8 protein-coding genes are annotated in these 15,460 nt (G+C 43.2%); 3 read left to right on the forward strand and 5 right to left on the reverse strand.

Annotated elements, in window-relative coordinates:
- Positions 1 to 43 precede the first annotated feature (43 nt).
- Entirely contained in the window at positions 44 to 3,565 is a 3,522-nt protein-coding gene (locus EVU92_RS20155; RefSeq protein ID WP_130052930.1) for an ATP-binding protein, read from the forward strand.
- A gap of 127 nt (positions 3,566 to 3,692) precedes the next feature.
- Entirely contained in the window at positions 3,693 to 5,198 is a 1,506-nt protein-coding gene (locus EVU92_RS20160) for a DUF2235 domain-containing protein (protein WP_130052931.1), read from the forward strand.
- Here the strand turns inward: EVU92_RS20160 and EVU92_RS20165 are convergent, their stop codons facing one another.
- Complete coding sequence (locus tag EVU92_RS20165) at positions 5,199 to 5,951, reverse strand: transporter substrate-binding domain-containing protein (RefSeq protein ID WP_130052932.1); 753 nt, start codon at positions 5,949 to 5,951, stop codon at positions 5,199 to 5,201.
- Between the two features lie 657 nt (positions 5,952 to 6,608).
- Between EVU92_RS20165 and EVU92_RS20170 the strand changes: the two genes are divergently transcribed.
- Entirely contained in the window at positions 6,609 to 6,869 is a 261-nt protein-coding gene (locus tag EVU92_RS20170) for a zinc ribbon domain-containing protein (RefSeq protein ID WP_130052933.1), read from the forward strand.
- Between the two features lie 262 nt (positions 6,870 to 7,131).
- Here EVU92_RS20170 and EVU92_RS20175 read toward each other — a convergent pair whose 3' ends face one another.
- From EVU92_RS20175 to arfA, 4 genes are all read right to left on the reverse strand, one after another.
- On the reverse strand, positions 7,132 to 9,765 hold the full coding sequence (locus tag EVU92_RS20175; protein WP_130052934.1) for a glycosyl hydrolase family 18 protein: 2,634 nt from the start codon (positions 9,763 to 9,765) through the stop codon (positions 7,132 to 7,134).
- Between the two features lie 65 nt (positions 9,766 to 9,830).
- Positions 9,831 to 11,438 (reverse strand): lytic polysaccharide monooxygenase, encoded by a 1,608-nt coding sequence (locus EVU92_RS20180; protein WP_130052935.1) that lies wholly within the window; start codon positions 11,436 to 11,438, stop codon positions 9,831 to 9,833.
- Positions 11,439 to 11,490: 52 nt separating this feature from the next.
- Entirely contained in the window at positions 11,491 to 14,655 is a 3,165-nt protein-coding gene (locus EVU92_RS20185; protein WP_130052936.1) for a glycosyl hydrolase family 18 protein, read from the reverse strand.
- Between the two features lie 463 nt (positions 14,656 to 15,118).
- Complete coding sequence (gene arfA / locus EVU92_RS20190; RefSeq protein ID WP_054563243.1) at positions 15,119 to 15,310, reverse strand: alternative ribosome rescue factor ArfA; 192 nt, start codon at positions 15,308 to 15,310, stop codon at positions 15,119 to 15,121.
- Positions 15,311 to 15,460 lie beyond the last annotated feature (150 nt).

Consider the following 15,460-nt stretch of genomic DNA (forward strand, 5'->3'; position numbering starts at 1 on the left):
AACCTTACTGTCGACTCACGTTTTCGGTATGGAGGGCTAAACCATGGATTACGAAGTATTACACCAGAAAAAAGCAACAACCTCTGAAGGACGCTTTTTAGTGCCATTAGCGATTGCTTTTATCGGCGCCATTATGTGCTCAGCAATCTTCTTTTTCGAGCTACAACTTCATAAAAATATTAATAACAGTGTTGCTGAACGACTGAGAGAATCAAGCGCTACCGTAGATGTGCAGATAAATGAGAGTATTAATAAATACAAAAACGATTTACAGTTTTTATACTCCACCCCACCCATAGCAGGGCTTGCAAGAGCCGCTGCGAACGATGGCAATGATCCGCTAGATAGCACCACCTCAAAGCAATGGAAAAAACGTTTAGAAACGATATTTGTCGCGTTTTTACAATCCAACGCTGAGTTCGAGCAATTACGTATCATCAGTACGCAACAAGCAGGACAAGAACTGATCAGAGTAGACAGAGCTGCCGGTGGCATAGTTGTAAAAGCTGATAATCAGTTACAGGATAAAAGTGGCCGTGACTATTATCAGCAAAGTTCGCAATTACCACAGGGTGATATGTATTTATCAGCAATAACACTCAACCGTGAATATGGAAAGCTCGACTATCCTTATAAACCTATGCTACGTATTGCCTTACCCATTTTTGATGAAAATATGCAGCGCTATGGGCTGATTATTGCAAACATTAACACCTCTCACCTATTTGCATCTCTTAATGCGATGGTACAAGCACCAAACTCATTGATCCTAACAGACAGCGAAGGCTACTTTTTAGTACACCCAAATGAAGACTTACGCTTTAGTCGCGACTTAGCACCAAACAAACGCTGGGACTCAGTGTATAAATCTGAACCCGCCTATCTAGAAAATATACTCAGCATTAGCTCTAACCTTGCAAGCGGGCAACAATACCAAGCATTAAGTAAACGCATTCCATTTACTGGAGATTTAGAAACAGGGTTTATAGATGCCCACATTATGCTTCCTCATTCTGAAATAAATGCGATGGAACGCGAACAGAGGATCAGCACTTATGCATTTTTGTTAGGCGTATCTGCTTTTTTGGTGTTTGTACTTGGATTTTTGCATCGAAATTTAAAGCGTAACCGCGAGCTTGCCGAGGCAAGAGCGGTATCTTCAGCCATTATTAGCGGCTCAAAAGATGCCATTATTGCAATAAGTGATATCGGTCTGGTGTCTAGTTGGAATAAAGCAGCCACTGAATTGTTTGGTTTTCAACGTGAACAAGTCTTAGGGGCAGATATAAACAAACTGAATCTATTTCCAAATATTAACATTAAAGAGGTATGTAACGAGGTTAAAAGCCGACGAAAGCAACATGAAATTGAAGTCGACTATCAGCAAAGCAATCAACACACGACTCATTTAGCACTCGCTTTTTCAGCTATCTTTGATGAACATCATCAACACAACGGCACAGCCATCCTCATTCGCGACACTACCGTTGAAAAGCAAGCGAGCGACAAAATTAAGCAAATAAATAACGAACTCGAAATTAAAGTCGCACAAAGAACTGCCCAGCTAGAAAAAGCCAGCCAAGTTAAAAGCGCTTTTATATCAAATATCAGTCATGAGATGCGAACACCACTAAACGGTGTTATTGGCACACTCAATTTAATAAAACGAGAGTCACTAAGTAATCAACAACAGCATTATTTAGAAATGACAGAGGTAAGCGTTAATAGCTTGAACGTACTTATTAACGACATTCTTGATTTATCAAAAATTGAGGCTGGCAAACTCGACTTGGACAAAAAAGCGTTTAATCCTATTAAGTTTTTTGAAAGCTTAAGTGGCAGCATGGCTGTTAAAGCACAAGAGAAAAACCTTGAATTTATTTTAGATATTGCCGATGTTGAGTACAGCTCGATTGTTACAGACCCTCATCGCTACTCACAAGTGATTACCAATTTAATTAATAACGCGATTAAATTTACTAAAACAGGTTTTATAAAATTTACCGCCACAAGCAAACGACTTAGCGATGATAACGTTGAGCTATGCTGCACAGTTCAAGATACCGGAATTGGTATTGCGCCTGAACACCAAAATAAATTGTTTAGTGCTTTTACCCAAGCCGATAATAGTGTTGCTTCACAATATGGCGGCACTGGACTTGGTTTATCAATATGTAAGCAACTAGCCAGTTTACTCAATGGGCACATATCCTTTGAATCAACGAAGGACAAGGGTAGTACTTTTACATTTACGATTAAATTGGATAGCCAAAATGTAGAAAAACGCCAACCAAGTAGCCGCTTAAAAGGCAATGTATTTGCTGTGTCAGTTAAACAACCAGAGCTTGAACGAAGCTTAACAAAACTAATCTCTCATTGCGGTGGACAGCTCACGAATGTTGACCTAGAAAGCTTTGAGGTAAGCGATAACATGCCCTTTGATACGCTAATTTTAGAGCCTGGCAATCCGTTACTCGCAAAACTTGATAGCTTTACTGAAAATACCTATGACCATAGCCTACCCTTTAAATTAGTGGTGCTTATAAACCCAACCGAACCACCACCGCAAGCTAAATTCTGCACCTTTATGCGCTTATCTAAACCTGTGCTTATCTCTGAGTTTTTATTAAAACTAGCTGATGAACGACTCATACAAGAGCAGCCTGCTCAAGACACAACACCACTTCGTCGCGAGACTGATACGCAAATTCACATAGATGTTGATATTGCAGGCGCAAAAGTGCTCATTGTTGATGATAACGATATAAATGCTGCAGTTGCCAAAGGCACATTAATGAGCTTGGCACTGCGCTTTGAAATGGCGTCGAATGGTCAGCAAGCCATTGAAATATTGGCCAGTGCACCTGAAGACGATCCATTTAACTGCGTGTTAATGGACTGCCAAATGCCCGTGTTAAATGGCTATGATGCTGCGGCACAAATACGCAAAGGGGCTGGTGGAGAGTACCATAGCGAGATCCCAATTATTGCCATGACAGCCAATGCCATGCTCGGTGAGCGTAAAAAGTGCTTAAATGCAGGTATGAGCGATTACATCACAAAACCTATCAGTGCAGATAAATTGATTACCACTACGGCGAAATGGGTTGCATCAACGTACCCTAAACATCATACAGCGCCAAAAACGATTGCCGTGCCTGAGGTAAATCAGTCGCCCGCTATACTGCAAGAAGAATTAATCGATGAAGAAAAACAGCATTGGAATCGCGAAGCTGCCCTCGGTCGTTTGATGAATAACGAGGTGCTATTAAACAAAGTGAGTAAGATGTTTTTAGAAAGCTCACATAAAAAAATAACGCTGCTAACACAAGCAATCAAAGACAAAGACTACCATGCGATTGCAACCACCAGCCATGCGCTTAAAGGAACCTGCGGCGATGTGGGCGCAGCCAAATTGCACCTGCACTTTACTGAACTAGAGGTACTGGCCGCAAGTAAGGGCAATACGCTAAAAGATATTCAACTTAAGCTACTCGAAATCGAAAAAGACTACGAGATTTTGTTAGAAATTTTACAAAAGCATACCGTAGCCAGGGTCGGCTAATTTTATTAATAGCAAATAAATGGGCTTTGAAAATCAAAGCCCATTTTTCATTAAAGCGCCGCATATTTGTCTTCTAATTTTCATAAAGTGGGAGTATGTTTATACAAACCACTAAAGGAATGACGCTATGACCGCTAAAACGCTGATTTTCAACTTTGATGGCACAGGCAGTGAGCCTCGTGATGCTGAACAATTCAGCGCTGCACACTTCAAAGAAGACGCCAGTATTTCTAATATTCTTAAACTTCATTTACTTTTTGGTGGCGCACTCAATAGCGAACCCGAAACACCATTTCCAACCCAACTTAGCTTTTATTATCAGGGCATAGGCACCCAAGGTAGCCGCTTTCGACGCTTATTTAACCAAGCACTTGCGCCTAGAGGTGATGACGTTGCCAGCATTTTAAACCGTGCGCTGAGCGACTTTAAAAGCTACTACACTGTTGGCGATAAAATACTACTCACTGGCTTTAGCCGCGGTGCAGCGCTAGCAAGACGCTTTGCCAAGTGTTTAGAGCCACTTATTAGTGATGATGTGTACTTGTGTGTATTTGATACCGTTGCATCTATTGGTTTTTCAAAAGTAACTAAGGCAACCCGTGGTGCTGAGCACGTTATTTTTGAAAACTACACGCTAGCAAATAATGTTAAAGCAGCCCTTCATTGCGTTGCTCTCGATGAAAAGCGCCGTGCATTTGAACCGACACTTATAAATAAAGCACCGCACGTTCAAGAGATCTGGTTTGCGGGCGCTCATTCAGATGTTGGCGGCGGATACTATCGAGATGGTTTAGCCGACATTTGTCTTCGATATGCGATTGAGTGGCTTATTGAACAAACCGTAACGCTAAACCTGCTCACCAGCGCAGATATCAATTACAACACCTTATTACCTGAAGAGCACAGTAACCTCATCGCCCAAGATGATGTGACCGTTACCCCTGATCCGCTGGCACTGAGTCATCAGCAAAATTATTTTTGGTTTAACCCCCTGTTTAAACTAGTAGACCGCGAATGCTGTGTTCTGGTTGATAACGAACAAAGCACGTTCGCGCCAACCATTCATTACACCGTCGCAGAGCGTATTAACCGCCTAACAAGCTATCGTCCAGAGTCGTTAAAAAGCCTTCACTACGATGTGCTATATAATGATGAAACGCGCTTAAATTTTAAGGGATTAAGCCCGCATATTGCGCTTGATAAGCAAAATATGACGGTGCTGAGTATTGATGAGAGTAAAGATGTATTTGTGTATGGTGCCGAAAAGTACAACCACACAGGCTTAATGTTGGAGCAAGGCGGTACTTATCGCTTCACCCCTTATCCTGAACAAACCTGGTATGACGATGGTATTAGCTGCGGTCCAGCAGGCTGGCATCGAGATAATATCCAACTTGGTGTGAAAGAAATTCCAATGGCCGTGCTAGAGCCATTTAGACGTTTACCGCACGCACAATGGTTTGCGCTGATTGGCGCTATCGATAACAACGACGATCACTTATTTGAGATTGCTGAGGGTGCCGATATTCGTATTACTAAATCTGGCGAGTTTTGCCCTTTTGCCAACGACCTAAACCGCTTTTATGGGGCGAATGCGGGGCGGATTAAACTGCGCGTTACTCGTTTGGGTTAATTACTTAATTACATACCGAGCGGTAATTTCGATTATCGCTTGCTGATTTTTTAGAATAGCAGAATCAATAGCTGCTCTTTCTTCTGCTGACAAGTTAATTTCATTAAGCATTAGATGAACACTGTCATTGTGGACAATATAAGGGTAGATTTCGATACCCCGCAGCTTATTTTTTTGAATTAAATATAAACCAGCTAATTCATCATCAACAAAAAAATCGACTCGCCTAGCAACTAGCATAGCGAGGCGCTGGCGTAAGGACGCCACTGTAACGAGTTGTTCTTTGTATTTAGCTTGTTGAGCTAACTGAGTAAATTCTGGGCCATAATAACTACCGCTATTAGTCAAAATTACTTGCTGATGATCAAGTAACCCTTTTAAGTCTAGAGCGTCTAAACGGTTATGGGGATACCAAAATAACCGCATCACCTCATTACGGTAAGGCTCTGAAAAGAAGCTAAATGAATCACGCTCTTTGCTATAGCTAGCAGCTGGCAACACATCAATTTTACCATGTTTTAGCTCAGCAAAACCGCGCTTTGAAGACGGCATAATAACGAATTTAGCGCAAAAGCCCGCATCCTTTAGTATTAGGTTTACTATATCAATATCAATGCCAGTCAGCTGATCATTTTGGGTAAATGCATAAGGCGCCCATTGCTGACTAATGCCTACCTTTAAGGTTTTCTCACAACTAAAAGCAGAAGCACTTATTAAAGCAGTAAGAATTAATAACAGCACTTTTAAAACCATCAACACACCTTAGTTTAAGTACTTAGAACTGACTTTCTTTTAGTATGGTTGATAATTGTTGAAAGACCAATGTATGAAATAAGAAACAGAAAGTTAGCAAGCTTTAAGTTACGAGGGGAAAGTTACGAGGTATGAGGTGACTGCCCGTAGGACTGGCTTTAGCCGGGAAATGTCTTAAGTTAGCGAGTTTCAAGGGGAAAGTTACGAGAAACGAATTACGAGGTACGAGTCTGTAGCGGCGATTTTACATCGCGTTTATCTTGTTTTTTCTTGTCTCGTTATCTTGCTTTAATTGTCTCGTTATCTTGCTTTAATTGTCGCGGCATAAAGCCGCTGCTACAGATAGGCGTGAAACTTGTTTCGCGTGTCTGAAGATAAGAAATTTGAAAGGTTTACATGGATTATGTTTGATTCTATTCGGCACTAAAGTACCTCCTACAAGGCTTAAATCGCTGAGAAGAACACTCGACCTGACCAACCCCACAGCTGGACTGACATCTAAAGACTAAAAGCCAGCGATTTTACATCACGTCATGGCTACTTATTTCGATTAGCTACAAATACAATTGTATGATAAAAAGGTACAGCCAAAAAAGGACCATTCTCTTTTTCTTTTATGGGTTGTCTTAAATTTCTCAATTAATAAATAGGTTACAGATGTCATTTATTTCAAAGTTAGGCAAGGGCCTTAAAGGTGCTATGAGCGCCGTAAAATCAGACGAATACCAAGTAAACAACGTAAAAGCGAAATGCATTCATTGCGGGCATCATCACTTCGAGCTAGGTCACGCACAATTAAATACCGCAGGTATGACTTTTTTGAATTTAGATTGGGCAAATGACAGCGCGTCTTTGTTATCGTGCAAAAAGTGCGGCTTCATCATGTGGTTCGCGGTTGAGCCAAAGAAAACGGTTTAATTGTTGGCGAGTTTCAAGTTTCATGATCTGACTGCATAAAAGTAGATACCTGTTTGGAGTTAGTAATCATGAAAGTAAAACCATATCGTAAACATTCGCTCGTATCTCGCAAACTTTCCCTTAGAGCCTAGATCCTAACGCCTTTCCCATTTCTAACTTTACTCTTTCCCCTCGCTAACTTCCTCCCACAAAAAAGCAGCCTTAAGGCTGCTTTGAAGGGAAATCACATTTTAATGATGGGCATTAAATGTGGTTATTACACTTAAAGTGCTTTCCATACATCTGCGACACCTGGCTCGTCTCCTTGAGTCCACCATTTCGCTTCGTATTTATTACCTTGGTGAGTGACTTGATCGCCACCGTTGTAGATACCCGCAGCTTGCCACACAACATCACCATTACCGTCAGTTGGTTGTGAACTTGCTTCCCATGGGCCACCTAAATCAGGGCGGTCGCCTTGTGTCCACCACTTAGCAGTATACTCTACGCCATTATAAGTCACCGTATCACCACCTACATAGATAGCCGCTGCATCCCATGTAGTTTCACCACCTGGCGGAGTTGTTGTGCCAGAATCTGTCACTTTGACATTAAAGCTCACAGCTGTAGCTGTTTGTCCATCACTTACCGAAACCGACACAACATAACTAGTATCTGCATCAACGCTGCCCGCTTGTAAGCTTACATCAGCACCAGAACCCACTAACGTTAAGCCTGCTGGTACTGTCCAGCTGTATGAAAGCGCATCGCCATCAGCATCAGATGCCGAAACCGCTACAGCCACACTCGCCTCTTCAGCCACTGTTTTATCTGCAATGGCCGCAACCACTGGTGCTTGGTTCTCACCTGTTGTTGGTGCTACAACATTCACTGTAACGTTACGGCTTACACTTGCCTCACCATCGCTAACACTCACAGCAACCGTGTATTGCGTATCAGCAGTCACTGATGGTGCAGTAATAACAAGTGTATTTGAATTTTCACCGCTTACTGTTAACGCGCTGTCAGCTGTCCAGCTAAAGCTTAGTGGATCGTTATCTGCGTCAGTTGCCGATGCAGTCACAGATACACTTTCGCCCGCATTAACAGATACGGAGCTTGATACAGATAGCACGGGCGCTCTATTGCTAGGCTCAGTGACTGTACCACCCAACCCCTCATGCATTGCATTAAGAATATCACCATTATCAGCATCAATTTCCCATGCAAATAAGCCACCTAAATTATGCTGATTGACATAATTACCTTTAGCAATAACTGATGCAGGGCTGTCATATGTAATGAGCTTGCCTGTTGAACGATTCCATACATACGCACCTTTTGCTTGCTGATCATACCCCACTTCAAAGCCATTAATTCCAGTACCTGAAGCACCGATCATATTGGCTTTAATGCCTTTATAATCAATAACACCATCTTCCCAAACGCCCTGCGCAGTGCTGCCTTTAAGTGGGCCGGTCCCTGTTGCTGTCATTGGATTTCCATCAATACTTGTGCCTGTTGGATAAACGCCTTCCCAACCACGACCATACATAGCGGTACCTACCACAATTTTCTTCGATGGTACGTTTTGCGCTAGCAATAACTGAACTGCATTGTCGGTTGTGTAAGCCGGGCCTTTATATGGAACACCTTCCTCATCAACACCTGTGCCATCGCATTGACCAACGCGGAAATGCGATGAACAATAAAGCGCTGTTTGGTGGCCCGTCACACCACTCCATGCACCATAAAAGTCATAAGTCATGGCAAAGATATAATCCATATACTGACTAGCGGCTTGATAATCAACATCTTCAATTTTGTCATAACCTGCACCAATCGCTGATGTTAACTCATACTCACGACCTGTCTCTGCTTCGAGTTTGTCAAGCATCGCACGAAGCTCTTGCATCAGCGCTACGTATGCTGGGCCATCAGCAACTGGGTCGCCTAGGTTTGGATTAGCACCATCACCACCAGGGAACTCCCAGTCAATATCAACACCGTCGTAGAACTTCCACGTTCTTAAAAACTCTTCCATTGATGCCACAAACGTGTCGCGGTTTGCTTTATCGGTAAAGTAAGCAAATGGGTCTGATAAAGTCCAACCACCTACTGATGGTAAAATTTTCAGATCAGGATAACGCTGCTTTAACGCCATTAACTGCGAATAGGTACCACGAATTGGGTCATTACTATCAACACCTGGTAGCGCTTTTTGAATCGCTGCCCATGGGTCGTGGATCACTACTTCAAAATCTTGCGAGCCAGCACATGCGGTATTTAGCGCGTTTTTAGGGCCACCTGTTAACGAGTCATTAGGTCCACAAATTGGAATAAATCCATATAAGATATGACTGAGATTTTGCGCTGGAATATTGGTTACATCGTAGTCACGGCCATAAATCCCCCACTCAACAAAGTAGGCACCGGTTACAAGGCCGTCTTTGGTGCCGATATCTTGGTTGTTTGGATCATAATCCATCGGCAATGGCGCTAAATGGCCGCCATCTGTGTCGGCAATAACGATTGGCTTACCTTCACTGCGAGCACAGGTGGTGCCGCCTTCACATAGTTCTAAATACATTGTGTGACGACCCGCTTTATCATACGGGAAGCTAATAACACCACTTTTAGTGCCTGCGGCAAGCGAACCTTCATTAACCAGCATATCATCAAAATACACTTTGTAGCTGTCGCCGCCATCACCACTCCATGCGTTCCATTCAATGCTGATAGTTACTTCATCAACACGGTTCACCAAACTCTTATATGAACCTGTGCCTTCAAGATCAACCTCAACAAATGAGTACTCTTGTGGCTCCCAAATGATGGTTGGTGTTGAAGGTGCCGCATTCGCTGCACTTGCAAAGAGTGCAACACCAATGGCTGCGCTTAATTGTTTTATATTCATGATTCTCTCTTATCTGTTTTTATATAGCGTTACGCTGTTATTGATAAAGTTTGAACTACAAAACTTTAGATTTCTGTCCATACTTGGCTGGCACCCGGTACATCTCCTTGGGTCCACCACTGCGCTCGATAGCGCTGTCCTTGATAGGTTACTTCGTCGCCGCCTTGATAGGCTTTGCCGCTGTTCCACTCGATTGATGCACTGCCAGATTCAAGCTGCCATGCATCACTACTGTCTGGTTGTTCGCCTTGATTCCACCATTTCGCGCTGTAAACGCCGCCGTTGAAACTCACTTTATCGCCCGTGTTGTATTGGCTTGTGCTATTCCAAGCAGGCACGCTCGGATCAACAGGGTCAGGGTCGACCACCGCGCTATTAAGCACAGTCACGGTAAAACTTACTTGGCTTGTGAGCTCGCCATCTGACACCGATACACTCACGGTGTAACTTGCATCAGCATCCACAGCAGGGGCTGTTAGCGTGATATTGGCATCATTACCCGTAAAGCTCAGTGGTGAAGGTACATCCCAGCTATAAATTAATGTGCTTTGCTGATCATCAAAGGCATGAAGGTGTATCGCTGTGCTGCTGCCTTCTTCGACTTGAAGGTCGTCTGGTTGATGAATATTAGGCGCGGTATTGTCAGGTGCAGCTTGTACGCTTAGTGCAAAGCTGTAATTTTCATTCGTTGTAAAGACCTGATTAGTTAGTAAATCTGTAGCATCAAAGACAATATCTCCAGCGCTATTTTGCACGCCAATATTAACTAAGTGCGCGTAATTCAGGTTTAACAGCGCCGCAAATTCAGCCTGCCAATTAGCTTGATTATCAGCTGTGATCTGCATTTGTTGAGTAAGTAACTCTTGGCCATTTTCATCAAATAACCGAGCTGACACACTACCGCCAACCTCAGCGTCTTGTCCTTGACGAACAAAGTAGCTGATTGCTGTCCAATCGCTTGGCTCTGTCGGGGTCGCATCGCTAACGATATTAATATCGCTACAGTTGTAGAAGCCTTCGCCACCGGCATCATCTCGTTGCCAACGCGTATATAATATAGCATCGCCACTGCGCCCTTGCGGGATAGACACACTCATTTCATAGTAACGGTCGTTATTAGCATCAATGCTAAAATCAAGATTACCGTACTCTTCGACAAGCTCTAGGTCATCCCAAGTAAGCACTTGAGTCGCACTATCAAAGCCCGGTTTTGTTAAATAAAACTGCCAAAAACTCGGGTTATGCGGCGTACTCGCTAAAAAGCGCACTAAAATATCGCCATTTGCATTAGGAATAACCTCACTGCGTTGCCAATGCGCTGAAGGTAAATCCATACCGCGTTTTTCTGGGTCGCCTGCTGCACATAGTCGGCCATCAGGTACACTTTGTTTAACTGCCGCAAGGTTTGTGTAATCAATGGTATTAGCCGAAAATTCAATGTCTTGCACAAACTGCACATGCCCTGCTTCAACAAACGCTGCTCGACAAGCAAGATTAGGAATACCCGTGCCATCAGCAGGCCACCAGTACCCGCCATCGGCATTACAAAATGCTTGGCGTGCCTTTGGGCTTTCTAAGAATCCGTGGGCATTCACATGGCTTGATGCACAGGCAAGCAGCATGCTGGTTGCCACTGCCGATAAAGACAATGCCTTTGATTTCATTACTTTCATTGTTGTTCTCGCTGTAGAAATGCGGAGCAAAGTCCTTGCTCCGCTTAGTTGGTTAAAGCGTGCAACTCACCGTCCAGTCAGCAGATGTGCCTGGCTCTGTGCTCGTCCACCACTTTGCTTCGTAAATCACGTTGTTGTGATACATTAGGTCGCCGCCAACAGCATGGCTTGGATTACCAGCCCAATCAGTTTGCGGCCAATTTGGATACACTGGGATGCTCGCTACATCAACACCATTACAGCTTCCCTCGCCACCCGTACCACCACCGGTGTCACCGCCAGTATCACCACTGCCGGCAGTGCCATCCGGTAGCATTGGGTATTCGTATTTGAAGGCGTAGGTTTTGCCATTTTTCTCAATAGTGAAGTTAGTTGGCCCTGTAATTGGCATGTAGTACATAACTTGTGCTTCAACGGTTTCACCTGTGTTAAATGACTTTTCGATACCGCCCCACTCATTCACTAAAGTGATTGAAAAACGATGGAACTCATTTTCAAAGCCGCCGATATTATCGCCAGCCGCATTAGAGCCATTCGCTTCAACAGCCATACCGAGCTTTTCTTGTGCATTCCAATTTGATTTGAAAATCGCAGAGGTAGAAACGGGCACATCAAAGCTGATTTTCGCGCCGCTTAAGTCGATATCTGAGTTATTGGTGAATGCGAATGTAGGTGAAATTGGGTAGTTATCATCACCAATTGGGAAGTCTTTCACTGCAAAGCTTACGTCAACAGCTTCGCTAGGAATGGTGAAATCGACATTGCCTTGATGAGTGTTGTAAGCCACACCACTTTGGTTAAATTTATCGTAAGCAAGTGTGGTTAAGCTTGAGCCCATGAAGTACTCACCTTTCGCTGAGTCATAATCATAGTCACCGGCAAGCTCCCAGAACATGATGCCACCTAGGCCATTGTTGATAACATAATCAACTTTGGTTGCCATTGATTGCTCATCTTCAATTGATAAGAATACCTTTTTCTCTGCATTCCAAAGCCATGGAGCAACAGCTACATCATCGTAGAAACGTGTATAAGTTCCTGTTAATACATCGTCTGCATCGGTTTCTGGCGTGAGGCCATAGATTTCAAGGTAAGAAGGGTTAATGCCATTTTCGAGGTTTTTCGCATGCCATAGCGGGTTTGAACCTGCTGGCATTTCTTCACCAACATCGTTCTTATCGTGCCATAGGTTATCAATGCCGAGTGCGCCATTACCACATTGGTTTTTCTCACCAACGCCGGTCCCTTTAGCACATTTTGATTGATCTGGCAGCGCTGCTTGACCCCATAAACCATTAGTACCACCAGATACATCTTTAAAGCCACGAGTGTAATATGGAATACCAATATTGATGCGACCAGCAGAGACCGCACCGCGGAAGTAACGCACAGCCCAATCAGTATTTAAATAACCAATTCCTTCAAACTCCGCAGTGGTATAAACGCCCCATTGCGCTAATTCAGAATCAAGACCAGTATCGAACAAGGCTGCGTTGTGGCCTACATGTGAATTCCATGCACCATGTAAGTCATAAGACATGATGTTAACGTAATCAAGATACTTCACGCTTTGGAATGTTTCCATACCACGTAATAAGTATCCTGAAGATGGCGAAGCAATCGTTAACAAGTAATGCTTACCAGCCTTTTCACCTGCAATATCAAGTTCTTCACGTAGTTTTTGCATCAATACACGATAAGAGGCATTAAGACCTGCGCGACGTGCATTAGAGATAGGAAAATCATCAGGGTGGCCTGAGTCATTCATTGACGATGGGTATTCGTAATCAATATCGACACCATCAAAACCGTAGGTTTCAATAAACTCAACAGCACTTTTCGCAAAGGCATCAATCCCCGCTTGGTTCACTGAGCCATCGGCATTGGTTGTCATCGTGTAGAAACCACCGCTATTTACGCGAGTACCGTCTGCACCAAAATAACCACCGGTTTCAGCCCAGCCACCTACAGAGATTAAGGTTTTGACATCTGGGTGTTGTTTTTTAAATTTATTGAGTAAGTTAAAGTGACCTGTGTAACTAAAGCTTGGATCCATTTCAGCGCCGGTAACGCCCGGCCAAGTCATGTTTGTCGCTGGGTTGCCAGCTGCATTTGGATCACCTATCGATACTTTGTTATTGCCATCAACATGCGCAAAGGCATAGTTAATATGGGTGATCTTGTCCCATGGAATATCATTAACTAAGTAACTTGGCTGACCATTGGCACCATTTCGCCAACTAGTAAAGTAACCAATAACACGGCGTGGGTGATCTGCGCCCATTTTCTCACGGCCATTTGCATCATATACGCTACAGTATGGGGTATTCACACCTGGGGTTTGATATAAGCCTTGCGGTTTACAATCTGTACCTGGTTCTGTTGCTTCAACAACATTAACAACTTTGCTTTGTGTCCCCGTCGCGCCTTCGTTATCGGTCACCGTTAAGGTAAATGAAAATTGCCCAACTGCAGGTGCCTGCCAGGTATAACTTGAAGAAGCAGCACTTGCTTGATGAACTTCGGTGCTGTTTTCAGTTAACGATAACGCAGTTACTTGGCCATCGTTATCAGTGCCAGAAAGCGCAAACACCACACTGTCACCCACCGTTACTTGCGATGGCAGTGAGCTAAATTCAATGCTCGCCACCGGCGATTGGTTAACTGGCTCAACGTCATCAGACACACTCACTGAATGTGCAACGGCTGCAGAGGTTAGGCCTAAATCATCCGTTGCGACCGCACTAATCACATGACTGCCTTGGGTTGCTTGCCAGCTCGCTGAGTAAGGTGTGCTTGTCACAACACCCAGCGATGTTCCATCAACAAAAAACTCTACACTTGCCACGCTACCATCAGGATCAGCGGCAACCGCACTTATGACAACGCTGTCACTAATGGTAAATAAAGAACCCTCTGCTGGTGTTAAGCTGCTAATTTGAGGCGCTTGATTCTCATTGACAACGCTGTCACAAACACCCAATAAACGCCACTCTTGATCGACACCAGAAGTCTCCACAGGATTAGTTTGCGTCCACCACTTGGCTTCATAAGCGCTACCTTGTGCCTGAACCTGATCACCACCAACATGAGTTTGCCCTTGTTGCCAAATTTCTAAACTGCTGCAATCAATCGCAGCCTGTGCTGTAAAGCCATATAAACCCAGTGACAGTGCACTCAGTTTAAAAGCATTTTTTATTAATTTATGCGAGCTCATTCGCTCCCTCCGCCCAAAGTTTTATAACATTTATTTTACAAATCCAACTTTAAAGTAACACAAAGTGGTAGTTCGTCAAGCCCAGTTCTACCTATAACAGGTAAAATAAACGCACTTTTTGGTGTATGATTTATTTAAAACCACTAAAAAAGAATTAATTATTTTCATCAAAAAGCAAAAACGAGAATGATTCTACCGAGTAAAAATGAACATAAAATTAACAATAATTTAACCATGGAAAGCGCGGCACTTCTAGCTTGTATAAAAAACAAGCAACGCTTGTGTGAGGGTAGGCGAAAATAATTATCGTATCGATTATGGGTATATAACGAATAAATTAGTTTTCAGGTAAAAATTTCTATAAAAATTCAGTGAAAGTTATTCTTAACACAAATTTTAGTCGTAAAAAAAGCAAACACTCAGTGTTTGCTTTTCACAAAAATCCTATTTGATCACAACTTAATTAAGCAGCGATTAAATAGGACTCTCGTCCTGCATGTTTTGCCTTACGTTGATATGCACCTTTACCTTTTTTAGGTTTCTCTACTTTTGCGGTGAACAGCTTAGATGTCACCATTGCGGCGTACACATTATCGTTAATTACACCACGACCGGTATCAACTTGGCCTTGTGTACGTTGTTTCTTTTTGCTCATTTTTTGCTCCTATTTAAAGTGTTGCGAGTATATACCTACCTAAGCGCTACGCAAGCGGTTTTTAAGAAAAAAACGATGATTTCCCCACTTATTTTGTCTTAAGCGCTTTTACTAAACACCATGCCTTGTTGTCATTTTTCTGACTAAATT

Source organism: Pseudoalteromonas sp. MEBiC 03485, assembly GCF_004195145.1.
Taxonomy (GTDB): domain Bacteria; phylum Pseudomonadota; class Gammaproteobacteria; order Enterobacterales; family Alteromonadaceae; genus Pseudoalteromonas; species Pseudoalteromonas apostichopi.